Source organism: Sphingobacterium bovisgrunnientis (assembly GCF_009829085.1).
GTDB classification, from domain to species: Bacteria; Bacteroidota; Bacteroidia; order Sphingobacteriales; family Sphingobacteriaceae; genus Sphingobacterium; species Sphingobacterium bovisgrunnientis.
Genome location: NZ_WUQY01000018.1, coordinates 23,060 through 48,147 on the forward strand (window position 1 = coordinate 23,060; position 25,088 = coordinate 48,147).

Genomic DNA, 25,088 nt, shown 5'->3' on the forward strand with positions numbered 1-25,088 from the left:
TTCGTGTGTGCGTATTTAATTGGTTATTATGAATTTACTAAAAAGCATTTAGGTTAACAAATATTAACACAGTCTGACGTGTCAAGTTTGGTTATTCTTAGGATAAAAAATAGTATATTTGTACCTTGTAAAAAATTTATTTAGCAATGAGTAAAGCAATTATTAAGACAGAAAAAGGCGACATGACTGTACAATTTTATACAGCAGACGCTCCTAATACAGTAGCAAATTTCATTAAATTGGCGAAAGAGGGTTTTTATGATGGTTTGACATTTCACCGTGTTCTTCCTGACTTCGTAATTCAAGGCGGTTGTCCTAATTCACGTGAAGGTGCTTCTGGTATGCCAGGTACAGGTGGTCCAGGTTATAAAATTGATTGTGAATTGACTGGTGAAAACCAATATCATGACCGTGGTGTATTATCTATGGCACATGCAGGTAGAAATACAGGTGGTTCTCAATTCTTTATTTGCCACAGCCGTAACAATACAGCACATTTGGATCGTAACCATACTTGTTTTGGTAAAGTAATCGAAAATGTTGATGTAGTTGATGACATTCGTCAAGGTGATCGTATTTTATCAATCGAAGTTATTGAAGGTTAGTATAAACATATTAAATAATGAACTTAAGAGCATTAGTATCAGTAACTGGTAAACCAGGTTTATTCAAATTAATCGGTCAAAATAAAGGTGGTTTTATCTTAGAAACATTAGATAAAGCTAAAATCAAGTCTGTAGTAAATCTTAACACGACTAAGATGGCTACTTTGGAAGATATCACGATATACGGTGAGGAAGAAGAAATTCGTCTATTAGATGTTTTGGAAACTATTAAAGCTAATGGAGGAACTACACCAGACACAAAAGCAAGCGGCGAAGAATTACGTAACTTTTTCCGCGAAGTAGCTCCAGGTCATGATGAGGCTAGAGTTTATACTTCTGATATTAAAAAAATTATTTCTTGGTATAATATTATCAAAGAATTTCCATTATTTGAAGAGGAAGCTCCAGCTCCAATTCAATAATTGTTTTTGATATTTACAGTTTAAAGGGATTTATTTTGAATAAATCCCTTTTTTGTTTTTAAAAACTCTTATCTTAAAAGAAAATTCACTAACGTTATATGAAAAAATTATTTTTAATTCAACTTTTTACCATCTTGTCGATGGCAACTATTTTTGCGCAAGAAAATTCTGTTTTATGGAAAATATCTGGAAATAATTTAAAAGCTGATTCCTATTTATTAGGTACAATTCATATTTTATGTCCAGAAGATTTCGTCATGCATGATAAAGTTAAACGGGTAATTGGAGAAGTTGATCAAGTGATATTTGAAGTGGATTTGTTTAATCCAGAAAATACAGCTTTAATGCAACAAAGAATGATGAGTCCTACTCAAGATTTTCTGAGTAATTTAAAGTCTGATCAGATTCAATTAATCGACAGTGTGCTCACAGCGAATCAATTATCTATTAAAATGTTCGATATGTTGCACCCAGCAATGGTAATGAGTCTTTTGACATTAAAATCATTTAATTGCCCTAATCCAATGGAGATTAAGTCTGTAGAAAATGAAGTTCATAAATTAGCAGAGGGTAAAAATATTGCGGATTTGGAAACAATAGAATTTCAGATGGAAATGTTGAGTAAGATTGCTACTCCTGAGTATTTCTATAATTATTTAAAACTTTATGATGAGGCTAGTAAATTGACACAACAAATGGTTATCGCTTACAATAAACAAGACTTATCCATTCTTGAAGAAGTAATCACAGATCCTAATTGGATGACTCCTGAAGTTTATGATTTAATGTTAACTCAAAGAAATAACAATTGGTTAGATATAATTCCTTCTAGAATTTCTGAAAATAAAACTCTGATTGCAGTTGGAGCAGCACATCTGATTGGAAAAGATGGTCTAATACAACAACTTCGTGAAAAAGGATATACAGTTACTCCAGTTTTAAATTAACATACTTATAACAAAGATAACGGCTTACTAATTTTTGTAAGCCGTTATCTTTGTTATAAATCTTTTTTATATTTCATCATCCAATCGTAGATTGCATCTTTATGAAATAATTTTTCTACGCTACCATGTGTTCCACCTTTTATAATTGTTAAAGTAGCATCTGCATTACTATCGCATTTCTTAATCGCATTATAAATCTTCTTCGATTCCGAAGCTGGCACGGCCCTATCAGCACTTCCATGTTGAATCCACAATGGTACCTGTGTCAAATTACAAGCATCGCCTATATTTCCACCACCACATATAGCTACAGCCGCTGCGATACGATCAGGATATTTCCCAGCCACATGCATAGTTCCATATCCTCCCATACTCATCCCGCATACATACACCCTTGATCGATCAGCATTGTAATTTTCTAACACATAATCTACTACTTCTATTACATTATCAGGATCCCAACCTTTGTTAGTTTGTGGTGCAACGATTATTGCGTTTGGTAGCTCATGTCCCCTATTTTTTGCATAAAGCACGCCGTAGCGTTTTACTCGATCCAGATTTGTTCCTGATAAACTACGACCATGAAGAAAAACAATTACTGGTAATTTGTCTGACTTATTATCGTATGAATCAGGCAAGTGTAATAAGAAATTATAGGTTGTTTTATTAATAATAGGTAAAGTTTCAGCCTTTGAAACTAAAATATTTAATACTAATAGCAAAGTAAATAGTGTCGTTCTCATAATTTGTAAGTTCAACCTCAACAGTTAAAGGGACAAAACTACAAAAATAATAGTAAATGAGAATTTGCAATGACTTTATTATGACAAATCAAGTTTAATTCGTAATATTAGAACAAATTAAATTTACATGAAAAGCAACAAAAAAATCACATTTTTCGGAGTTATAATAGCCCTTGTATTTACAATCTCTGCATTTACAAGTAAATCTGTCCAAGAGAATAATAAACCAAAAAATCTTAAAGTATTGTCAAAAAATATTTCTGATGAAGAACTCACTAAAGTTATGCGTGGATTTAATGCAGCATTAGGTGTGAAATGTGGGTATTGCCATGCTCCCAAATCAAATGGTGAAAAAGGAATGGACTTCGCTAGCGATTCTAATCCTAAAAAGAATATGGCTAGAGAGATGATGAAAATGACAAAGAAAATCAATAAAAAATATTTTAAACATGAACATCAGGGTCTCGTAAAGAATATTTCTTGCGAAACTTGTCATAATGGTCAAGCGCAACCAAAAACTATACAATTATCAAAATAAAACTATTACAATTGAATCTATTTCATCATTTAATTACTGTAACATTTATTATTTGTTCGATAGGATTTTGTTATGCGCAGCATGAAAAAGAAGAAATTCAGGATTCTTTTTTTGATATAACCACTTACGAACCAATGCGTAATAGAGCAATCGTTGCTGTTCATACTAGACAATTAAGCAAAGCGAAGTCCATACTGGATAGTTGTTATGCTGTTAATAATCTAGATACGATGGTTATCGCGTTATTACAAGAGACATTGCTTCTTAAGATAAATCAGCAAAAAAATCCAAGTAAAAACCTAAAAGATATTGTCGTTTGGGAATCACAGTATTCCTTTTTAAATGATAATGAAAAAATCCAAAAGGTTAAAATACAAGATGCTGTTGTGCTGACTATGCAAGCCTTTGATGAAAAGAATTTAACACGTGCAATAGAGCTCGCCAGAATGATTGCAAAAACTATAAAAGAAAGCAAATCTTCTTATAGCCTGAAGCGAATTCCAAATGTAGATGCTATTTTTTACAATGTGGGTATGCAATTATTTTATGATAAAAAATTTACGACTTCTAAGGAAATCTTTGGAATTGGAAGATCATTTTATCCGCAAGATAAAAATATGGATTCGATGTATAAGCTTTGTAAAGAAAGACTTGCAGAAAAGAAATAGTTAACTTAAGAAACTAAACACCTACTACTCATCAAAAATAAGTATTTTTATAATCGCTCAACCATCATTTGCGCACATGAAAATACTACATACAGCGGATTGGCACTTAGGAAAGAAGCTTGATAATATTAGTCGTCTTGAAGAACAAAAAGAAGTACTTCAAGAAATTTGCGATATTGCAGATCAACAGCAAGTAGACGTTGTCATAGTAGCTGGCGATTTGTTTGATACATTCAACCCACCTGTAGAGGCAACTGAGCTTCTGTACCAGACTTTGAAACGGTTAACGGCAAATGGAAAACGACCAGTACTTGCTATAGCTGGTAATCACGATTCACCAGACCGAATTGATTCTCCTGATCCATTAGCAAGAGCCTGTGGAATTATATTTGTTGGCTATCCTCACGCTGAGGTGAAGCCATTCGCTATGGAAAGCAATTTTGAAATTATAAACTCAGATAAAGGATTTATCGAAATAAAACTTCAGCATCTAGCTTATCCTCTTCGAATAATAACTACTGCGTATGCAAATGAAGTTAGATTAAAACAATTCTTGGGTGTGGAAAATAAAGGAGAGCAGTTGAATGAAGTTCTTAAAGAAAATTGGAACTTTTTAGCAAATAAATACTGTGATGATTACGGGGTCAATATCCTCACAGCTCACCTCTATATGTTGGAGCGGGGTGGTGAAATATTAGATGAACCAGAGGGCGAAAAACCAATAAAAATCGGTAATGCAGACATTGTATATTCGGATGCTATTCCTCGACAAATTCAATATGCTGCACTGGGGCACTTACACAGGTATCAATTTATAAAGGGACATTCGAACCCTGTGGTATATTCTAGTTCGCCCCTTGCCTATTCTTTCTCAGAGGCTGGCCAAGAAAAGAAGGTAGTTATTATTGACGTTGTACCAAAACAAAAAGCAGTTGTACAAGCAATTTCTCTACACAGCGGTAAACCTCTGAAAAGAATGAGTTTTGATAATATAGATTTGGCAGTAGATTGGCTTAGATCAAATCCTTATACGTTGGTCGAATTGACCTTAATTAGCAACACTTTTATGTCCTCCGCCGATCTTAAACGTATACATGAGGTACATGATGGTATAGTTCATATTATTCCTGTAGTTACGCACTTGAAAAATGATACTGAAGTTGCGGGCGATGTGATACGACTTGATAAGGATATTCATAGTTTGTTCCATGATTATTTCAATTACAAATATGGCCAACAACCTAATGATGAAATTAAGGATTTATTTAAAGAGGTGCTAACATATACTAAAGATTTGGAGGAATAATATGCTACCGTTGTATTTAAGTCTTGAGGGGCTCTATTCGTATCAGGATAAACAGGAAATAGATTTTACGACATTAACAGAGGCTGGTCTTTTTGGAATATTCGGTGCAGTTGGTTCTGGCAAATCTTCTATACTAGAAGCTATTGGTTATGCACTATACGGTGAGACGGAACGTCTAAATAGCAAAGAGAAACGAGCCTATAATATGATGAATCTGAAATCAACAAATGTCATTATTGATTTTCAGTTTTTAAATTTTCAGGGACGGAAATTTCGTTTTATTGCAAGATGGAGACGTCGTAAAAACTTTCAAGACATTACTGATAACACTAGAGATGCTTATGAATGGATTGATGGTAATTGGATTCCTTTACCATCCAATGATGGAGCTTTAATCACGAATCTATCCTACTCAAACTTTAGGCGAACCATAATAATACCCCAAGGACAATTTAAGGAATTCCTAGAACTGAAAGGTAAAGATCGTTCAGAAATGATGAAGGAGATTTTCTTTCTAAATCAATACGATTTAGGCCCTAAAACTTCAATTATGTTGTCTCACACAAACAAAAAGATTGAACATTTAAAAGGTGTTTTGAGTGGTTTTGAAGAAGTTAATAACGATGTAATAGAAGAAAAAAAATCACAGTTTTTAGAATTAGAAAAAAATCTTATCGAGCTTAAAAAAGAATTTGAACAATTAGATATACAATATAAATCGCTTCAAACAGCTAAACAAATTCGTCAAGATTTAGCTGAGAAATTGGAAGAATTAAATCTCTTAGAGACGAAGAAAACTGCGATTCAAAAGGTTGAAAATGAAATCAATGAATTTGAATTAGTTTCAACTAATTTTAGAGAGCATATAAATAATTTCGAAAATATTACGTCCAATAAAAAAACTTTATTGACGAAAATTGAGAAATTAAAAGAATCAAAAGATTCAATTAAAACTACATTAATCGTAATTGAACACACATTAGAACAACTTAAACCTCAATTTGAAAATCTTGATAATAAAAAAGCGGAGATTCAAGATCTAAACAAATTAATCCAGAATTTAACATCTAAAAAAGCTAAATCTGAAAAAGAGAAAAATATAGAAAAGGGTAATGAATTTTTAGCTGAGCAAAAAAAGATCGAAGAGCAATTAACCGCGTCAATAGTACTAAAAGAACAAGAAATTGATCGTATAAAATCTTCACGAATTAATTCTATAGATCTTTTGACAATCGATGCCTGGTATCAAAAACAGGAGCAAATTTCAAAAGATTTAAATGATGAAAACCAGCGTATTCATAATTTGCATGATCAAATTAAAGAATTGAAAAGTAAATTCTATGAATTAGGTTTCAACGAGTCAACTTGGCAGGAGGATCTTGAAAGTAAGCTTAGCGAATTAGCGAACAAAGATAATCAGTTAAACATTCGTGAAAGTGATATCCGCCTTAAACAAGAACTATCCCAGTATATTCATAGTTTGCATGAAGGTGAGCCTTGTCCACTTTGCGGCTCCAAAGATCATCCATTCCCTATGCAGATTCAAGTCTTGGACGATGAATTTTCGAATTTGGCTTTCGAAAAAGAAGCTCTCCAAACTAAAAAAGAGAATTTGAATAAGAAAAAATCAGAATTGCAGGTAGTGAATCGAATGATCGCAGACAAAGAACTGGAATTACAAAAATATCAAATAGATATTTTGAATATTGGTAAGCAGTTAATTGATCACCAAAATAATTTTAAATGGTCTGAATATGATAAGGACAATAAAGCTGTTTTTGAAGAGAAAAAGATTGAAGTATTTAAAATTGAAGAGCAGTTGACGCAACTTGATAGTAAACTCAAAAGCAAGCGGGACCTTTTGACAACGACAAAGAATACTATTCAAAATGCAGAAAATAAACTAAATAAATACCAAAGCGAGATCTATGCATTAGAAGCGAATATAATTCAAAATCTACAACAAATTCAAGTGATTGATGTTAATCATTTGGCGCATTTAGACGAGCATGGTTTGATAGATCTCGTTAATAAGAATACAGAGCATATTCTTAAAATAAACGAACAATATCAAAATTATAACACACAACTATTAGAACAGAGAACCCAATATGCTCAAATAAAAGGTGCCTACACGGAAGCACAAGAACAGTATATCTTATATACTTCTCAGCTAAAGGAAACACAAAATTTCCTTCATAAATTGTTAGTCGAATTCAATTATCCAGATATTTCTACTGTAAAAACAGTATTGGATAAAAAATTAAATATCGCTGAATCTAGAAAAATTATTAATGATTTTTATTTAGCCTACTCTACATTAGAAAATCGAATTGTAGATTTAAAAAGCAGAACACAAGAAGATAATTATTCTGATGAAATATTTAATCAAGTAACGGATCTTATTGGTATTAAGAAACAAGAATTAGAAGTTCAAATAGGATTGTACGGTGCTTTGAAAGATGATCTAGAACGATTAACAATAGAATTTTCTAAGAAACAAGAACTATTATTAGCTTATCAAAAACTTGAAACTCGAAAAGATAATCTAAAAACATTAGATAATATGTTTAAAGGAAATGGTTTTGTGAATTATGTTTCAAGCATACATTTACACCGATTGTGTGAGATTGCAAATCAACGTTTCCATCGTTTAACAAAAAATCAATTAAGTTTAGTAATCAATGAAAATAATGAGTTTGAAATAATCGATTATTTGAATGATGGTCGTAGACGATCTGCAAAAACACTATCAGGAGGTCAAGCTTTTCAAGCTTCGCTTTGTCTTGCTCTTGCATTGGCAGAAAACATTCAGTCGCTCAATAAGGCGGATAAAAATTTCTTCTTCATAGATGAAGGTTTTGGAACGCAAGACTCAGAAAGTATCAATACTGTATTTGATACATTGCAATATTTACATCAAGAAAACCGTGTAGTTGGTATAATATCACATGTCGAAGAGCTAAAAGAGCGTATGCCACGTTCAATCACTGTAGTGAAAGATATAGAAAAAGGAAGTCAAGTTGTAATAAATTAAGCAAGAATACTTTGAATAGCACACAATTTAATTTACACCCTCATCTAATATGAAGATTGTGTGCTATAATGTATTAAATGGCATTTCATATCAATTAACAGTTGGCCATCCGTCCTTATTCCAATGAATTTTTTTGATTAAAAGTTTTGATCTTCCGTGATCATTCGCATCATATCCATGAAATACCAAGTGTTCTTCCGCATCTATTTTTATAATAGCGTTGTGTCCAACTCCATGCCAATCATGGTTTCCTTCCAACACGATCATCCCTCCTCCTTTTGCCATATCTACTCCAAAATTGTCGATATATGGGCCATTAAGATTCTTGGATCGACCAACTGAAATTTTGTAAGTGCTATTCACACCTCTACAACAGTAATCTAAAGAGACAAACAAATAATAATAATCATTATACTTATAAATGAAAGGTGCTTCGATTGCATTATCTCCAGCACTTACAGAAATTTTATCGTCGAATCGATCATGACGCCTAGCAATTGTGGGAATTTTTGTTAAATCTTGGTCGGTGAGTAAACCTTCTTTATTTAATTTAACCAGCTTTATACCATCCCAAAAAGAGCCAAAACTCAAAAAAGGATTACCGTTTTCATCTATAATAAAATTAGGATCTATTGCATTCCAATTCGTATTACCAGGAATAGATTCAATAACTAGTCCGTGATCCGTCCAATTATAACTAGGATCAGAAGAATCCAAGGTCAAATTAGTAGTTACACCAATGCATGATGTATTTTTACCAAATGCAGATATGCTATAATACAAATAATATTTTCCTTTATAGAAAGTAATATCTGGAGCCCAAATATGTCCTTTGAAAGATGGTACTTTTTCAACTGCCCATGATGGTGGAGTAGAAAATACAGACTTCTCTCTTTTCCAATTGACCAGATCTTTCGACGATGATACGGGAATTCCATTTCCTGTATGAAACAGATAATACTTGTCCATACACTTAATCATAACAGGATCATGTACACTTAACTCTACTATGGACTGACAAAATGTTTTATTATAAAGTCCAATTGTAAATAATAATAAAAAGAAAAATTTTAGGCGATTAATATTTTTCAAGGTATACATGTTTTTTCGTTTAGGTATCTGGCTTTAAGTTTACACTAATTAAACATATTATTAAAAATTTTCCTAATGTTGGAAATCACTTTTTCTCAATGACAAGAGAAAAAATTGACCTTATTATGTTTAAATAATTTTTTATTATTAACCATAGTGTAATCAGACCTGTTTTTAAATTAAATAATAATATCAAATTAATTTAATAAAATATTTAATTGTATTTTACAATACAATATTGATATATTTGCCTTATTACTACATTAACCTACAGAAAATGAAAAACAAATTTCTTTTAATCTGTTGCCAAGTCATGGCAACGGGTTGTTTGATGGCGCAAACGGATTCTCTCTCCATGCCATCAGGATTTCAAACTAATAAACTAAGTGTGCAATTGCAAGGAGGAACGAATGGATTTGGTGCAGGAGTACGTTATCAATTCCTTGAAAAATTAGCAGTTCGATTGAATGGAACTTATTTTGCCCGTACTGTAAATAATCCTTTGAAAGGGCGCGATATAAATATTGCCGCTTTGGGCGATTTCAAAGATGATATACGCTATGTCAAAGGAAGTGTGAGTCAAATTGGAGTACTTGGAGAATATAGCGTTCTTTCGATGTTGAGATTAGTTGTTGGTGGGGCAATTATTAACAACACTGGAGTGGATGGTTATTTAAAGCCTTCCAAAGGAATGGATTTTGGAAGCCTAAGCATAACTCCAGAGCAAATTGGTGATTTAAAAGCAAATGTAAGATACAATGGTTTTGCACCATATATTGGTTTGGGACTTGGAAAAAGTACACCTAGTAAACGTTTTGGCATAAATGTCGATTTAGGTTCTTATTATATGAGTCCCGCTAAGGTTACTATTGATGCGACCAAAATGTTAGCACCTAATAAACAACAAGAATCTATATTAGAAAATAATTTATCGACTTTTCGTTGGATGCCTACTTTACAAGTGAATCTTAACTTTAAAATAGCAAACTAATCACCTCAATAAAATGAAAATTTCAACTAAATATATATTAATAGCGCTGATAGCAATTATATCAGCAACCTTTTATACGTGTAAAAATCCATTTAATGGAATAGAAATTATTACCGATGGAGACCTATACGGTAACTCACCTACTGGTGTTGTTTTTATTAATGCGAATGAACTAAACCCAACTCCTGTTGGGGATTTTAATGTCACTATATCTGGTCAAGATGCAGGCAAGGTTATGAATGATCTTGGTAAAAAAGACTTTAAAGTTGTTGGGGGAATATTAAGTTTAGTATTAGAAGATGGGGTAAAACCTACTAAAGCAAATCCAATACAATTTCACATTAGTGGAGAGTTAACAGGCTATGTCCCAATTTCGCAAACAATTACTCTAGATCATGATTCAGTTTCTGTATTTGTGGTTAGAATGGTTCAATATAGAAATCTTCCTGAAGGAACAGCTGCGGTTGTTGCAAATAATACCACACTAGCTGCTGGTGCAACTACTGCCACAAAAACTATAACTTTACCTAGTAGTGCAACAAAACCAGAGCAAACAAATATTGTATTACAAACAGGAACACAATTTTTAACAGAATCAGGTGCGCCTATATCAGGTGGTACGCTAACAAGTAATATTGTGCAATACAGCGCTTCATCGCCTAAGGCATTAGAAGCATTCCCTGGAGGTTTGTCTGCACAAAACTTAGTGGATGCTAATGGTAGTAAAATAAATGCAGGTTCATTTGTGACCGCAGGATTTGTTGCTATTGACATGAAAGTGGGCAATCAGGCGGTAAAGAAATTTTCTAAACCTTTGAAAATTGATATGGAATTAAGCAGCCAGATAATCAATCCAACAACAGGTGTTGCTATAAAAGCTGGAGATCAAATTCCTGTTTGGAGTTTAGATGAGAGCAAAGGTGTGTGGCAAAGAGAAGGAATGTCTACAGTCGCAACAAACAACGGTAAGTTAATGGCTTCGTTTGATGTACCACATTTATCATATTGGAGTTTAAATTTCTTTACGCAAAATTGTACCCAAGATACTCGACTAACAATAAACGCTAATGCTGCTGCTGCTAACAGACAATTTGGTTTAAGAATCGTTAATCAAAGTGGTCAACCTGTATCTACTGCAGAAGATTTAACATACACTATGAAATCAGGCGCTAATACGATAACGTTAACTAATATGCCCAACTACTCTGTTAAAGCAGAAGTGTACGATAAAGCGACAGGACAAAAAGCAGCTGAGTCAGCATTCTTCAATCCATGTTCAAACCAAGGTGTTGCAATCACTTTGAATGCTTCATCAGATGATATTGTAAATGTAGTCTTGGATCTAATTGGTAAATGTCCTTCTAAAAAAGCACAAGTACTTCCTAGTTCTAACATCCCTTTATATAAAATAAATACTCAAGGACAAAAGGAGTTTGTACAATCTGTCAGAGTTACGAACGGTAAAGGGGAGCTAAAATTAATAAATAACACTAAATACTTTTTAGAAGTTTCTTTTGATGGCAAGAAGAAATCGTCCGAATTCAATTTTAATAAATCAGACACAAAATTACCGGCTCAAAATGGATTGACTGGTAATGTAACATACAATTCTGGCACTAATACAGCTACATTGAAAGCTGAATTTGTAATTCCAAATTGTAACTAGTTCAAAATTATAAATTACACAAAGCCCTTATGTAAAAAACATAAGGGCTTTGTTATTTTAAGTTCAATTATACAAATTGAATATATTATTAGGATATTTTTATTGCTAGTGTCATTTATGCCAATTGTTTGATATATTTATATATAGAATATTATAGACTTAAAAACACGCTACCTTGGTAAGAAATAAGTATATATATATTATCATATTATTTTTTAATTTACTGATAAAGATTGATCCGATATTTGGAGAATCTACTACAGATAGCTTATTATTGGTATTAAAATCTGAAATTAAGAACAAGAATAATTATGATCGAATAAAAGAAGCTAGAATTCAGAAATTAAAATCAAAATATTCTTTATCTCAAAATCTTCCTCTTTCAGAAAGATATAAAATAACAGAAAGTCTTCTTGATGAATATATAGTTTATAAAAGAGATTCAGCAATTGTATTAGCAAATAAACTTATCAGCTTAGCTAGTCAAACTAATGACCCGACCAAGATGAATGGAGCTCGTATAAAATTGGGTCAAATTTTGATTTCATCTGGTGCATTCAAGGAAGCTTCTAATTGTTTAGATTCCATCAATATTACAAATGATTCAAATCATAATAAATATGAATATTATCATTTATTATACTGGCTAAATTGGGCTTTACAGTTTTCATTGGATGACACTTATTATAGTCCTAATTACCGAATTAAAGAAATCGCATATCGTGATTCTGCCAAAGTGTATGCAAATCCAAGCACTTACGATTTAGAACTTTTACATTTATTTCCTGATAGCGTATATACACATAAGGATACTAACTATAAATATTACATGAATTTTCTGAATGCTTACCAGCAAGAAAATCCACTACGTGCAGCGAGACTTGCATTCATGTATAATTTTATATACGAGGGTGACGAACGTGCAAATCATTTTTTGCTTTTAGCAGCAATTTTTTGATGTTAGAAATTCAACTAAGGAGACAGCAGCAATATTAAAACTCGGTGAAAATTTTTATAAGAAAGGGAATATTAATGATGCTTATTTTGTATTACAAGAAGGATTAGATAATGCGAATTTCTTTGGATCTAAGCTCCATAAGTTAGAAATTACCTCTATACTTACGCAAGTTACCGCCCAGAAAATTTTAAATACTGAAAGAAAGATTATGACTTTTGTGATCGTTTCATTGCTTTTAATTTTTATTATCATTTGGTTTTTTTACAGTAGGACTAAACTAAAATCTCTGAATCAAAAGATTTCATCAAAAAATACAGAGCTTCAAAATCTATTGCTAGAACTCGAGAGAAGTCAAAGAGAAAATTCATGGATATTAAAAGTATTAGCACACGACTTGAGAGGCGCTATTGCGGGATCTATCAATTTATGTGAAATTTTAATCCATAACCCACATTTGAGTTCGGATGAAAAAAAAATGCTTGAATTAATGGATGAATCTAATAAAGATGCATTGATAACAATTTCAGACTTACTAAATATTAAAACAGATCGTGATGCTCTTGTAAAATCTGAAACAGTTTTAGACAAACTCATTTTGGAATCGGTAACACTATTGCAATATAAAGCAAATGAAAAAAGTCAATTACTAAAGACTAATCTGACACCAATTAACATCGCAATTAATAAAGAAAAAATACGTCGTGTTTTAGACAATATTCTGAATAATGCTATTAAATTCAGTTCACGTAACAGCAATATTGAAATAATGCTATTAGATAAAGATCAACACACTATCCAAATAAGAATAGCTGACAATGGAATTGGTATTCCAGAAGAATTTAGATCCAAATTATTTGATCTCAATCCCAACATTAGGCGCGAAGGTACTCTTGGAGAAGAATCGTTTGGATTGGGCTTGTATATTTGTAAACAAATCATCGACCAACACAAAGGCAAAATTTGGATTGAAAACAATGCTGATCAAGGTACTATTTTCATTATAGAATTACCAAAATCATAAAATTAGCTTATAGCAATAATTGTTTACGACTAAAATCACAGTCTATTTATATTAATTTCATTCTTGCGCACAGCTGGTAAAAATTAACCAAGTTACGACTGTTAAGACTTACCTAAAACACAAATATAAAGTCATTTCATTCTTTATATTTTAAACTTCTAAATTTTGGCAATTTGATATTGACAAATACATTTTTGATTATTATTTTGGCGCAAATTTTTAATAAATATTAGCCAATGCAGCTGATAAACATTCTTTGAAAGCTATCATTCATTTAATTATAAATTTTAGTATTTAGATTATGTTAAAACAATTATTAAACTTCAAAAAGTGCCTACTTCTATTTAATGGCTTATTTCTTTATTTATCATTAGCTTTTGCTCAAAACACTGCAAATAGCAAAAGTACTTTTACAGCGCGATTACTTAATGTAGAAGCTGCTACGAACGAAACTTTTCGTTATAATGGTCTTCTTACAAATGGAAACTCTGTAACTACTAATTATAACTTGTCAACAAAACTTCCTGCGGGTTGGCAAATAACGTATCGTGTAGATGGTGTAACTGTGACTTCCATTCAAGTGGAGCCAAATATGACAAAAGATATCGGTATCGAAATCACTTGTCCGATCACGACAAAACCTGAAACATACAAAATTCCTGTTCAAGCAATTTCAAACGCAGACACGTTAAGTTTAGCATTAGAAGCAGCTGTACGCGGCTCCTATGCTATTGAGCTTACTACGCCATCGGGTAGATTATCTGATGAAATAGTCGCTGGAAATAGTAAAGAACTACTTTTGGTTGTAAAGAATACGGGTACATTGCCATTAAACAATGTAGACCTATCTTCGCAATTACCAAGTAAGTGGGAAACCAGCTTCGCTCCTTCCACTATCGAACAAATACAACCAGGTCAGCAAACTGATGTTAAAGTTACGTTGAAAGTTCCTGAAAAAACTATTGCTGGAGACTATGTATCCAAATTAACTGCCAAATCAACTAATGGATCTTCGGAGGTAACATTTCGTATAATGGTCAAAACTTCAATTCTATCGGGTTGGGTCGGAATACTAATCATTGCAGCAGCTGCTGGTTTGATTTATTATTTGATCCGAAAATATGGAAGAAGATAGTACAAGTACCATTTAGAATTAAATCACAAGATTTCACATGAATAATCCAATCATTCAACTGAAGGATTTGAGTAAGTGCTATGGCACAAAGAAAGCTGTTGATAAGCTAAATCTTGATATTCACCCAGGTGAAATATTTGGATTGCTTGGGCCAAATGGTGCAGGTAAAACTACAAGTATTCTCATGATGTTAGGTCTAACCGAACCAACACGTGGTACAGCAACTGTTTGTGGTTATGATGCAACACGAAATCCTTTAGATGTAAAAAAATTAGTAGGATATCTTCCAGATAATGTTGGTTTTTATCCTGATATGACAGCTTTAGAAAATTTATGTTTCATAGCAAACATTAACGGAATAGATGACCGAGAGGCCACTAAATCTGCCCACGATCTACTAGATACCGTAGGTCTAAATCATGCAGCAAATAATAAAACGGGAACATTTTCTCGAGGCATGAAGCAGCGGCTAGGGCTAGCTGAAGTTTTAATAAAAAAGCCAAAAGTTGTTATTTTAGATGAACCCACCTTAGGAATCGATCCTAGTGGAGTGAATGAATTTCTAGAGCTAATTCAACGATTGAGTAAAGATCAAAACCTTACTGTTCTGATGTCTTCTCATCATCTCCATCAAGTGCAACGTGTATGCGATCGTGTAGGGATATTTGTTGACGGTAAAATGATTGTCGATGGACCTATTGAAACCCTCGCAGAGAAATTGCAAATTAATGAAGGGTTTAAAACTATCATTCAACTTGCAGACAAAAATATTGATGCAATCCAACTTGAACAATCTCTAAAGTCCATTTCTGGATTCAGGTCTATCTCTTTCGACAAGGATGTGTTAAGTATTTATTCAGATCGAGATATCACAGCAGAAGCAGTAAAAACTTTGGTTTACCAAGAGGCGAGTATCGTTTTTGTACAACGAAACGGATACTCCTTGGATGATATCTATGCAAAGTATTTTGATAATAAAAATTTAAGAGATGAAAAGTAAAACTAACATCTTCAAAAGTCATGTTTCACACAGCGGCAAGGAAAAGTCGGGAATCATCCCTTTGGCGATGAAAGTCTTAATTAAGAAAGAAATTGCTTCACATATCCGAAGTTGGCGATTTATTATCCTAATGGCTTTGATAATATTGACTTTTGGAGCGTCACTATTTGTATCATTTTCGGGATTAAAAGACACAATCAATAATGCACAAGATCCAGATAGTGCATTCGTATATTTAAAATTGCTTACATCAAGTGACAATTCCATCCCCCCAGTTCATGTGTTTTTAAACTTTTTGGCACCTCTACTTGGAATAGCTTTAGGATTTGACGCGATCAACTCGGAGCACAATAGCGGGACATTAACCCGCCTAGTCGCGCAACCTTTATATAGAGATAATTTATTGCTCGCAAAATTCTTTGCACCTTTAATTATTGTCAGTACAATGCTTACAGCTTTGGTAATGCTCATGATTGGAGCAGGATTTATATCCACCGGAATCAGTATTCAATTACAAGAAATCGTTCGCATAATTGCCTTTATTGCTGTGACCATTTTATATGTGGGGTTTTGGTTAAGTGTTGCTATATTTTTGTCTATAGTTTTCCGCCAAGGGGCTACATCGGCTATGACCGCGATAGGAGTTTGGTTATTTTTCACCATATTCTTTCCTATTGTTGTCAATTTTGTTGTACGACCTTTCATTCCAAATCCAAATTATATTTCGGAACAAGAATATCTGGCGTGGCACGAACTGATATTGAATCTGATGCGTCTATCACCTAGTCAACTTTATACGGACGCGACCACAAGTATTCTCATGCCATCAGTCCGTAGTCTAGGACCTGTTTCCATGGAACAGATGATCGCAGCTATACCATCACCTTTATCGTTTAAAGATAGTATAATGATTGTTTGGCCACAGCTTACAGGAATTACAGCTGGAATGATGATCTGTTTCGCTCTATCCTATTTTGTCTTTATGCGAAGAGAAATTAGGTGTTAATTTATATTAATGATATGTAACAAACAAGGCTATCAAATGTGATAGCCTACTTTGTTTAAATATTATTTCTTTTCTGTACTGATTGAATAAGGGAAATCAGCTACAGTGGTACCACGTGAGGTATTTGGAACTTTATCCATTGTAAAATTTAATACCGAACCTTTAACCAGTTCACTGTGTTTAAGGTAATTTTTGCTGTAATTTTTTCCGTTTACTTGCAAAGATTTAATGTATCGGTTCTCATCTGAATTATTAGCCGAATGAATCTCTACCTTTTTGCCATTATCCAAATGCAAGACTACCTTATCAAATAAAGGAGATCCGATAACATACTCATCTACAGCAGGTGTTACAGGATAAAATCCCAAAGCAGAAAATACATACCATGCTGAAGTCTGTCCATTATCCTCATCACCACAGTACCCATCTGGATTTGGAGAGTACATTTTATCCATAGTCTCTCTAACCCAATATTGTGATTTCCACGGCGCACCTACATAATTGTATAAGTACGTCATATGCTGTATGGGTTGATTACCGTGAGCATATTGTCCCATATTTACAATTTGCATTTCTCGAATCTCATGGATTGGAAATCCATAATAACTATCATCAAATATTGGAGGTAAAATAAACACAGAATCAAGTTTTGTTTCCATAGCTTTATTTCCGCCCATCAATTTTGCTAATCCAGCGAAATCTTGGAAAACAGACCAACTGTAGTGCCAGCTATTTCCCTCAGTGAAAGCATCACCCCACTTGAATGGATTAAAAGGAGATTGGAATGTACCATCTTGATTTTTACCACGCATTAAACCTGTAGATTTATCAAATAGCTTTTGGTAATTGTAGGAACGATTTTCGTATAAATCTAAATCTTCTTTAGGTTTACCTAAACTCTTAGCTAATTGGCGTATAGAGAAATCATCATAAGAATATTCTAAACTTCGCGCTACATTCTCGTGAATTTTGACATCATAAGGTACGTAGCCCAATTCATTGTAATAATTTGCACCTGCACGTCCCACAGCAGTCATCGGACCTGCATTTTTAGAACCTTTTACTAGACCTTCATATAATGTTTCAATATCTTTTGAACGCACACCTTTAATCCAAGCATCCGCCACTACGGAAGCTGAATTATTACCCACCATGATATTGCGGTAGCCAGGACTTGCCCATTCAGGTAACCATCCTCCTTCACGATATGTATTAGCCAATCCTTCTTGTATCTTCAAATTCACTTCAGGGTACATCAAATTCAAAAATGGGAACAAGGCTCTAAAAGTATCCCAAAAACCAGTGTCTGTGAACATATAGCCAGGAAGAACTTTTCCGTTGTACGGGGAATAATGTACGATCTGATTATTCGCGTCATATTCGTAAAACATACGCGGGAACAATAGAGAACGGTATAAACATGAATAAAATGTACGCAATTGATCTATTGTGCCGCCTTGAACTTCGATTTTACCCAATTCCTTGTTCCAGACATCCTCTCCTTTTTTCTTTATTTGATCGAAAGTTTGATTATGAAGCTCTCTCAAGTTTAATTGTGCTTGATCATGAGAAATAAATGATGATGCCACTTTAACCAAAACAGGATCCTGTTTGCCTGAAGTTTTAAATCCTAAGATTGCGCCGACATGATCAGACTTAACCATATAACGGCCATCTTGCATAACTGAATCTGCAAAAGTCGAAACTTCTTGGAATGGTTTGTTAAATTCTAAAACAAAATAATTTTTGAAATTATCAGGCACGCCACCACTATTTTTGGTTGAATACCCAATAATTTTGTTCTCTTTTGGAATGACTTCTACATAAGATCCTTTGTCAAAAGCATCAATTAATACGTAAGCTTTGTCTGTTTTAGGGAAAGAAAAACGAAAATATGCAGCACGTTCAGTCGGCGTCACCTCGACATTGGTATCGTAATCTGCTAGATAAACAGCATAATAATGCGGCTTTGCAACTTCCGCTTTGTGCGAAAAATAACTTGACCGCTTGTCTTGGTCAAATGTTTTATTATCCACCATTGCCATAATACTGAATTGACCATAATCATTCATCCATGGCGAAGGTTGATGTGTCTGTTTTATTCCCCTGATTTTTTCAGAAGTATAGGTATACATCCATCCGTCTCCCATTTTTCCTGTTTGAGGACTCCAAAAATTCATTCCCCAAGGAACTGCAATTGCTGGATATGTATTACCACTTGACAGAAAATAGGTTGATTGTGTACCCACCAATGTACTGACATAATCTAACGGTTTTCCAACATTTGTGATCCGTTGCGCAAATGAATTAGAAAATAAGGAAACAAGGGTTATTACTACTAAAATAAACTTTGGTTTCATCTTGGTTATAATTTAATTGTGTTAAAGATGAAAAAAAATAGCGATAAAGACAAAGCTAAATTATTTTAGCAATCTAAAAGACTATAACTAGCTTACCTAAGAAATCACCACTTTCCATTAAAGAATGTGCCTGTGAAGCCTCGTGAATACTAAATTTTCTAAATATTTGGGACTTCAATTTACCTTCATTAAGTAATGGTAAAACTTTCTTTACAATATCTTCTGTCAGACTTTGTTTAAATTCTACAGATCGATTTCTTAATGTGCTGCCAGAGATAGTCAATCTTTTTTGCATCAATTTAAATAAATTTAAATCTACCTTCGCTCCCTCCATTGCATTGATGTAAATCAATCTACCTTCTTCGTTTAATACATTTATATTCTTGTTGAAATAATCTCCACCTATGTAATCTAATACAATATCTACTTTATTCGAATTTAAAATTTCTTCAAAATCTTGTTCATTATAATTGATAACGACATCTGCTCCTAATGATTTAACAAAATCTGACTTTTCATATGTACTTACGGTAGTGACAACCTTTGCACCAAATAACTTTGCCAATTGAATCGCCGTCGATCCAATTCCGCCTGCACCTCCATGAATAAGTGCAGCTTCTCCTTTTTGAAGATTACCTCGTTGAAATAGATTATGCCAAACTGTAAATACTGTTTCTGGCAATGTAGCGCCAGTTTCAAAACTTACCTGATCAGGTAAAGGAATGACAGAACCGTAATGTACTTTAACATATTCAGCATAGCCAGCACCTGGAACTAATGCCATTACCCGCTGTCCACAATTAAATCCACTCACCTTCTCCCCGATATCTTCTACAATACCCGCCACTTCCAAACCTGGGATATCCTGTGATACTCCGTTGGGTGCAGGATATTTTCCTTGACGCTGAAATACATCTGGACGGTTTATTCCTGCAGCTTTCACTTTAACTAAGACCTCATATTCGCTTAAATTTGGAACTTCTCTTTCCTGAACTTGCAAAACATCAGCATTACCAAATTCACTAATCACAACAGCCTTCATCATAATTTATTTTTGCATTCTTATATTTAGGGATAACATAAAATATCTTCCCAATCTGTTCTTCCGCTCTTCAAAAACATCATTACCAATATATTCAGAATAAATCCCCATCTGTGTATTCTGATCAAACAAGTCGTAGGCTTGCAAGCGCAATAAAGCAGTTCTATTGTGCAAAAATGTCAACTCCATAAATGCATTCATCATAGTCTGATTCACATTCATGAATTTATTGATATAACCATCATTATAACGTTGAGACATTTCAAAGCCAAGCGAAAAATTATCCTTCACATATCCCTTTGCTCCAAGTCCCATGAAAAGAGTTTCTACATTAATTTTTGTACGAAAAGGAATGTCATAACTCGCTTTGTTACGTGAATAATTAGCATTAAACATACTTTCTAAAAAATCATTTAAAGAGTATTTCAACTGCACAGATTGATTGAAAATAAATTGTTTAGTAGTCCTTTCCCGATCCTCAATAAATGAAATATTGTTATAATAATCAAAACCACCGGACATATCAAACATCCAATTATCATCATTAAAAGGTGTATTAAATACATAATTCCATTTCCAATCGTAATACCCATTTGCATTTCGAAAGGTCGTTTGTTGGATAGTTGTATTTTCAAGTGGCTTTTTATCCGTTACAATTTTATCCTTCACATAGTTATATGAGAAATTTGATTCTACATATTGCATACGAGTGGGAATAAACGCCCGCAATGAAGTAACAAAGCCATGTGAAAATTCTGATTTTAACTCTGGATTACCTAGGATAATATTTCTTGAATTGGTATTATTTAAAACCGGAACAATCTGAAAAAAACTAGGCTGATTATTTCTACCTCTATAGCTTACTTGAAAATCAACATTTGATGATAATTTATAGCTAAAGTTCGTAGTAGGTACTAAGTTGATATTCTCGTAGTTATATTCTAATGTGTCATTCAATACTTTACCATTCATTCGAATTGGCTGCACAGCAAATCCAAGGTTGAATTTGACTCTTTTATTAGGTGTAAATTGGTAGATTAATCCTACTTTATTGCTGTTAAACTTATAGCCATAATCCACTGTTAAAGAATCTAAAATATTCGATTGCCGAGCATCCAACCAATTATATACATACCGCTGTGCATCAATTTTATTATGATCATACTCATACCTAAATTCAAAAACACTGTGACTCATAAATGGTTCAACAAATGAAAGTGATAAATTGGTAGATCCATTCTTATTTCTTTGATCAATAAATTGATTATTCAATTCATCCGTATAATCAATAACATCTTTACTATATACAGAATACTCCTCATTAACAAATTGTCTGTTTTTTAAGGTATATGATTTAGCATTTAATTTACCTACCAATTTTCGATCTTTCTTTTCAAAATATTTAGAATAAATGACATCAATATCAGCAATTGGAATTTTATGCGTGGATGAATCTCTATTGGTACCCTTATTTATCTGTTGGAAGTTACTTAAAACAGATTCTTTATTATTAAATACTGACTTCTTATTGTAAGTTAGATTTCCTTCTACTTTAACAATATCTTTGTTTAATAATTTTCCGTCTAAAAAAAACCTCAATTTGTGATTATCGTCTTCTTGTTCTTCGTCGTAGTTTTCATTTTTTGTGATTGTGTTTCCTATATATGAAGATTTAAGCCCTGAATATCCACTTATTGAAGTGTTTTTCTTAATATAGCTATACGATGTATTTAGTCTTGATTGTTTCCCAATCTTTTTAGCCATATTTATTCCAATAGAAGATGTCGTATTGATACCATCAATTGGGTCTATGAATTCATCAATATCTAATGTAGTATTGGTTCTTTTCCCTCCTGAAATATCTCCGTATGAAAATAAATTTGTATTGGTATTATTAAATGATCCTAATAGAGATAACTCATTGCCATCATTAAATCGATTCAGACCAAAGCTTCCTAAATAACGACCATTAGTACCAGACCCAATTGTCATCTGTCCGAAGTGAAGAATTTTTCGGTCTTCTTTTAGATTTATATTTAATAACTTTTCTTTCTCTTGGTAATCGGCTATGCCAGTTTCTGCGCCCTCATTTTTATTATTAAGTTCGATCAATTGTATATTATTGATATAATCAACAGGAAGATTTTTAGTAGCGGTAATAATATCACCTCCAAAAAACTCATTGTTATTTACTTTGACTTTTTTAATGTGGTAGCCATTAAAATATACAGAACCATCTCTTGTTATCTGAAATCCTGGAATCTTTTTCAATCCATCTTCTAAAAGCGTTTGCTTTCGAAATGAGAATGCACCCAAATTATACTGAATCGTATCACCATTAATCACCATTGGGATAACTCTGGTGACTGAAACATCGGGTATAATGTAGTTTATTTTTTGTAGAATCACATCTGGTGCTACAAAATTCTGATCAGTAAGGTTAAGTATAAAACTTTTCGATTTGCTGAGATAGCCTAACATATTATAACTTACCTGTATTTGCTTAACGTTTAGATCATTAAATAAATATTTGCCGAGAGAATTAGTGACGCGGAATAAAGTATCATTTTCAATATGCAATTTTACTATAACATCTTTAATAGGGGTTCCCAAAGAATCCTTTACAGTACCACTAAATTGAATTTGCGCGTATAGAGAATTGCTCGTTAAAAATATAACAAAGGCAAAAAAGAAGATTATGTTTCGCAGAAAAAAATACACAGTTTAATGCATCAATACCGTTTATCAATATACTAAATAAAATACATTGAAAAAATGCTAAGGGCAATTTTATATAAAACGAGAAAGTTAAATTTATAGTATAAAAAAAGGAAGATATTGTTTATCAATATCTTCCTTTCGTATTTTTGACTTTGGGATAATTAATTATTCACCATCAAAACAAACTTTTACCAAATGTCTATCGATTTCCCAACGACCTGTACCCTCTTCTCCAATCACATCAAATAATTCTAAAATTCTACGACATACGAATTCTTCTTCAACTTGCTCTGATAAGAACCAACCTAAAAAGTTGAAAGTCACATAGTCTTTAGACTTAGCACATTTGTCCGCAATGTTATTAAATTGCTCCGTAACAAACATTTCTTGTTCTAATGCTTGTTCAAATACACCACGGAAAGATTCAAAATCATTTGGAATATTTGTTACTTCTGGTGAGATTGCTTTACCGCCACGGCTGCTTACGTAATTGAATAATTTTAACATATGCTCACGTTCCTCATCAGATTGTTTTGCAAAAAATTTAGCAGCATTGTCCAAACCTTGATCACCACACCATGCTGACATCGCTAAATAAATAGCTGATGAATGTGCTTCGACTTTGATTTGGGCGTTTAATATATTTTCGATCTCTTCAGACAAAGATGATTTCAATTTCAATAAATCTTTCATATATGTAAAGTTTAATAGTTACAATTTTTGTATTAACAATTATAAGTAGCAATAGTTGTACCACTCATTTACTAATACAAAGATAGGATGAAGAGATGTGAATTGTATAAAAAAAGTGTTATACGAATTCAGTCTAAATTAGACTCGTAAGATGTAAGTTGTTTGGAATCAGTATAATTAAAATCTAGAATGCAAAAACTGCTCCGCGACGTAATATTGTCTTTATTTGGCAGTTAAGTTCAATCATAAATTTAGAACCATCCAAAATCTCGCGCAGATTTAAAATGTCTTCAACAGATAGTATAAAACAACGCTCTGTACGGAATGGCATAACCATTTCAAAATCTGATGTCCTTGAGGAATCACATAACATTTTTTCAATATCGATGCTGTCAATACGCTTTTTAAATAAAAAGAAATCACTTACGCTAAATGAAGTCGTGGTATTTTGAAACTCCAACCAATAACAGTTTTTTCTGCTACATTGATACACTGCTCCAAATCCTGTCTTAAAAACTTCTTCTACGTTAGCTAATGGACAAATCATCGTTTACTACTATTCCTTTTTGTTGATGGAACAAATATAATCCTTATTAAGATTTAATCCAAATAAATAACTTCATTAATTTTATTAAATAAATTTTATTTCTTCATAGGATATTGTAGATTTGCGGGCAATGAAAACCTGGCTGCTATATATCCTAATACCCATCATGTTATTGCAATGCAACATGACATTAGTGATATGCACCTCTTTCTATTATAATCAGAATTATATTGAAAAGTACTTGTGTGTGCAGCGTAATATGGAGAATAATACGTGTCAAGGTCAATGTTTTCTGATGAAGAAATTGAAAAACCAACAAGAAAACGAACAACAAAACTTTAAGGTCAATTTTCAAGAAAGTTTAGCTGTAAATCCTAACTTGTTTTCATCTGACATATACTTGTCAACTCCAATACTTAAAAAGGTATATGGTCTATACACTTCAAATTTAAATCCGAGAGATTTTATTTACACATTGGATCGTCCCCCACTCATCGGTTAATAACATCAATTATCGTATTCTATTTTCAATTAATATGAATTCACAGTGGTGGATTTATATGGATTGTATGTTATTAAACTTAATTTAT

Annotated in this window: 22 protein-coding genes and 1 pseudogene; 16 read left to right on the forward strand and 7 right to left on the reverse strand. The window is 32.8% G+C overall.

All coding sequences use genetic code 11. The annotated features are described in order from the left end of the window. Nucleotides 1-146: 146 nt before the first annotated feature. The 3 genes from GOQ16_RS10105 (at nt 147) to GOQ16_RS10115 (ending at nt 1,974) form a co-directional block, all read left to right on the forward strand. Nucleotides 147-605 carry a peptidylprolyl isomerase gene (locus GOQ16_RS10105; protein ID WP_149913772.1) on the forward strand — a complete coding sequence of 153 codons (459 nt, stop codon included), beginning with the start codon at nt 147-149 and terminating at the stop codon, nt 603-605. Between the two features lie 17 nt (nt 606-622). Continuing rightward, nucleotides 623-1,027 (forward strand): DUF5606 family protein, encoded by a 405-nt coding sequence (locus GOQ16_RS10110; protein WP_160069164.1) that lies wholly within the window; start codon nt 623-625, stop codon nt 1,025-1,027. A 98-nt stretch (nt 1,028-1,125) separates the two neighbouring features. Then, nucleotides 1,126-1,974: a TraB/GumN family protein gene (locus GOQ16_RS10115; protein ID WP_160069165.1), complete on the forward strand. Its 849-nt coding sequence runs from the start codon at nt 1,126-1,128 to the stop codon at nt 1,972-1,974. A 53-nt stretch (nt 1,975-2,027) separates the two neighbouring features. Here GOQ16_RS10115 and GOQ16_RS10120 read toward each other — a convergent pair whose 3' ends face one another. Continuing rightward, complete coding sequence (locus GOQ16_RS10120) at nt 2,028-2,717, reverse strand: carboxylesterase family protein (protein WP_160069166.1); 690 nt, start codon at nt 2,715-2,717, stop codon at nt 2,028-2,030. A 127-nt stretch (nt 2,718-2,844) separates the two neighbouring features. On the opposite strand from GOQ16_RS10120, the gene GOQ16_RS10125 reads away from it, so the two are divergent. The 4 genes from GOQ16_RS10125 to GOQ16_RS10140 all read left to right on the forward strand — a co-directional run bounded on the left by GOQ16_RS10125 (nt 2,845) and on the right by GOQ16_RS10140 (nt 8,266). Then, complete coding sequence (locus GOQ16_RS10125) at nt 2,845-3,255, forward strand: c-type cytochrome (RefSeq protein ID WP_149913768.1); 411 nt, start codon at nt 2,845-2,847, stop codon at nt 3,253-3,255. Between the two features lie 11 nt (nt 3,256-3,266). Next, nucleotides 3,267-3,923, forward strand: a complete 657-nt coding sequence (locus GOQ16_RS10130) for a hypothetical protein (protein ID WP_160069167.1) — start codon at nt 3,267-3,269, stop codon at nt 3,921-3,923. Between the two features lie 76 nt (nt 3,924-3,999). Further along, a complete protein-coding gene (locus GOQ16_RS10135; RefSeq protein ID WP_160069168.1) occupies nt 4,000-5,229 on the forward strand; it encodes a metallophosphoesterase family protein in 1,230 nt (409 codons plus the stop codon). A 1-nt stretch (nt 5,230) separates the two neighbouring features. Next, entirely contained in the window at nt 5,231-8,266 is a 3,036-nt protein-coding gene (locus tag GOQ16_RS10140; protein ID WP_160069169.1) for an AAA family ATPase, read from the forward strand. Nucleotides 8,267-8,356: 90 nt separating this feature from the next. Here GOQ16_RS10140 and GOQ16_RS10145 read toward each other — a convergent pair whose 3' ends face one another. After that, the gene (locus tag GOQ16_RS10145) at nt 8,357-9,310 is read right to left on the reverse strand and encodes a family 43 glycosylhydrolase (RefSeq protein ID WP_438865730.1); all 954 of its coding nucleotides are present in this window, start codon (nt 9,308-9,310) and stop codon (nt 8,357-8,359) included. 325 nt (nt 9,311-9,635) lie between these two features. Between GOQ16_RS10145 and GOQ16_RS10150 the strand changes: the two genes are divergently transcribed. The 8 genes and pseudogenes from GOQ16_RS10150 to GOQ16_RS10180 all read left to right on the forward strand — a co-directional run bounded on the left by GOQ16_RS10150 (nt 9,636) and on the right by GOQ16_RS10180 (nt 17,135). Then, nucleotides 9,636-10,349, forward strand: a complete 714-nt coding sequence (locus GOQ16_RS10150) for a hypothetical protein (RefSeq protein WP_160069171.1) — start codon at nt 9,636-9,638, stop codon at nt 10,347-10,349. Between the two features lie 13 nt (nt 10,350-10,362). Further along, nucleotides 10,363-12,015: an astroprincin family protein gene (locus GOQ16_RS10155; protein ID WP_160069172.1), complete on the forward strand. Its 1,653-nt coding sequence runs from the start codon at nt 10,363-10,365 to the stop codon at nt 12,013-12,015. A gap of 175 nt (nt 12,016-12,190) precedes the next feature. Further along, nucleotides 12,191-12,973 (forward strand): SusR-related protein, encoded by a 783-nt coding sequence (locus GOQ16_RS10160; RefSeq protein WP_160069173.1) that lies wholly within the window; start codon nt 12,191-12,193, stop codon nt 12,971-12,973. A 10-nt stretch (nt 12,974-12,983) separates the two neighbouring features. Next, nucleotides 12,984-13,115, forward strand: a pseudogene (locus tag GOQ16_RS18445) (SusR-related protein); the annotation flags it as partial. 189 nt (nt 13,116-13,304) lie between these two features. Next, nucleotides 13,305-13,994, forward strand: coding sequence for an ATP-binding protein (locus tag GOQ16_RS18450; RefSeq protein ID WP_160069174.1), 690 nt, complete (start codon nt 13,305-13,307; stop codon nt 13,992-13,994). Nucleotides 13,995-14,295: 301 nt separating this feature from the next. Next, nucleotides 14,296-15,129, forward strand: coding sequence for a COG1470 family protein (locus tag GOQ16_RS10170; protein WP_160069175.1), 834 nt, complete (start codon nt 14,296-14,298; stop codon nt 15,127-15,129). 67 nt (nt 15,130-15,196) lie between these two features. Beyond that, on the forward strand, nt 15,197-16,129 hold the full coding sequence (locus GOQ16_RS10175) for an ABC transporter ATP-binding protein (protein ID WP_240141004.1): 933 nt from the start codon (nt 15,197-15,199) through the stop codon (nt 16,127-16,129). Beyond that, entirely contained in the window at nt 16,119-17,135 is a 1,017-nt protein-coding gene (locus GOQ16_RS10180) for an ABC transporter permease (protein ID WP_240141005.1), read from the forward strand. Before GOQ16_RS10175 ends, GOQ16_RS10180 begins: the two co-directional genes overlap by 11 nt. Nucleotides 17,136-17,197: 62 nt before the next feature. On the opposite strand, the gene GOQ16_RS10185 is transcribed toward GOQ16_RS10180, so the two are convergent. The 5 genes from GOQ16_RS10185 to GOQ16_RS10205 all read right to left on the reverse strand — a co-directional run bounded on the left by GOQ16_RS10185 (nt 17,198) and on the right by GOQ16_RS10205 (nt 24,498). Next, entirely contained in the window at nt 17,198-19,495 is a 2,298-nt protein-coding gene (locus tag GOQ16_RS10185) for a GH92 family glycosyl hydrolase (RefSeq protein ID WP_160069177.1), read from the reverse strand. 73 nt (nt 19,496-19,568) lie between these two features. Next, nucleotides 19,569-20,540 (reverse strand): NAD(P)H-quinone oxidoreductase, encoded by a 972-nt coding sequence (locus GOQ16_RS10190; protein WP_240141006.1) that lies wholly within the window; start codon nt 20,538-20,540, stop codon nt 19,569-19,571. 3 nt (nt 20,541-20,543) lie between these two features. Then, the gene (locus GOQ16_RS10195; protein ID WP_160069178.1) at nt 20,544-23,150 is read right to left on the reverse strand and encodes an outer membrane beta-barrel protein; all 2,607 of its coding nucleotides are present in this window, start codon (nt 23,148-23,150) and stop codon (nt 20,544-20,546) included. 273 nt (nt 23,151-23,423) lie between these two features. Further along, nucleotides 23,424-23,951: a ferritin gene (locus GOQ16_RS10200; RefSeq protein ID WP_149913757.1), complete on the reverse strand. Its 528-nt coding sequence runs from the start codon at nt 23,949-23,951 to the stop codon at nt 23,424-23,426. A 184-nt stretch (nt 23,952-24,135) separates the two neighbouring features. Beyond that, nucleotides 24,136-24,498: a DUF6686 family protein gene (locus GOQ16_RS10205; protein ID WP_160069179.1), complete on the reverse strand. Its 363-nt coding sequence runs from the start codon at nt 24,496-24,498 to the stop codon at nt 24,136-24,138. A 259-nt stretch (nt 24,499-24,757) separates the two neighbouring features. Here GOQ16_RS10205 and GOQ16_RS10210 point away from each other — a divergent pair, with 259 nt between their 5' ends. Then, nucleotides 24,758-25,000, forward strand: a complete 243-nt coding sequence (locus tag GOQ16_RS10210) for a hypothetical protein (RefSeq protein WP_160069180.1) — start codon at nt 24,758-24,760, stop codon at nt 24,998-25,000. Nucleotides 25,001-25,088 lie beyond the last annotated feature (88 nt).

Bases quoted from the DNA above. Each gene is read 5' to 3' on its own strand.
- GOQ16_RS10105 (WP_149913772.1), top strand. From the start codon at position 147: ATGAGTAAAGCAATTATTAAGACAGAAAAAGGCGACATGACTGTACAA.
- GOQ16_RS10110 (WP_160069164.1), top strand. From the start codon at position 623: ATGAACTTAAGAGCATTAGTATCAGTAACTGGTAAACCAGGTTTATTC.
- GOQ16_RS10115 (WP_160069165.1), top strand. From the start codon at position 1,126: ATGAAAAAATTATTTTTAATTCAACTTTTTACCATCTTGTCGATGGCA.
- GOQ16_RS10120 (WP_160069166.1), bottom strand. From the start codon at position 2,717: ATGAGAACGACACTATTTACTTTGCTATTAGTATTAAATATTTTAGTT.
- GOQ16_RS10125 (WP_149913768.1), top strand. From the start codon at position 2,845: ATGAAAAGCAACAAAAAAATCACATTTTTCGGAGTTATAATAGCCCTT.
- GOQ16_RS10135 (WP_160069168.1), top strand. From the start codon at position 4,000: ATGAAAATACTACATACAGCGGATTGGCACTTAGGAAAGAAGCTTGAT.
- GOQ16_RS10140 (WP_160069169.1), top strand. From the start codon at position 5,231: ATGCTACCGTTGTATTTAAGTCTTGAGGGGCTCTATTCGTATCAGGAT.
- GOQ16_RS10150 (WP_160069171.1), top strand. From the start codon at position 9,636: ATGAAAAACAAATTTCTTTTAATCTGTTGCCAAGTCATGGCAACGGGT.
- GOQ16_RS10155 (WP_160069172.1), top strand. From the start codon at position 10,363: ATGAAAATTTCAACTAAATATATATTAATAGCGCTGATAGCAATTATA.
- GOQ16_RS10170 (WP_160069175.1), top strand. From the start codon at position 14,296: ATGTTAAAACAATTATTAAACTTCAAAAAGTGCCTACTTCTATTTAAT.
- GOQ16_RS10180 (WP_240141005.1), top strand. From the start codon at position 16,119: ATGAAAAGTAAAACTAACATCTTCAAAAGTCATGTTTCACACAGCGGC.
- GOQ16_RS10185 (WP_160069177.1), bottom strand. From the start codon at position 19,495: ATGAAACCAAAGTTTATTTTAGTAGTAATAACCCTTGTTTCCTTATTT.
- GOQ16_RS10190 (WP_240141006.1), bottom strand. From the start codon at position 20,540: ATGATGAAGGCTGTTGTGATTAGTGAATTTGGTAATGCTGATGTTTTG.
- GOQ16_RS10200 (WP_149913757.1), bottom strand. From the start codon at position 23,951: ATGAAAGATTTATTGAAATTGAAATCATCTTTGTCTGAAGAGATCGAA.
- GOQ16_RS10205 (WP_160069179.1), bottom strand. From the start codon at position 24,498: ATGATTTGTCCATTAGCTAACGTAGAAGAAGTTTTTAAGACAGGATTT.
- GOQ16_RS10210 (WP_160069180.1), top strand. From the start codon at position 24,758: ATGGAGAATAATACGTGTCAAGGTCAATGTTTTCTGATGAAGAAATTG.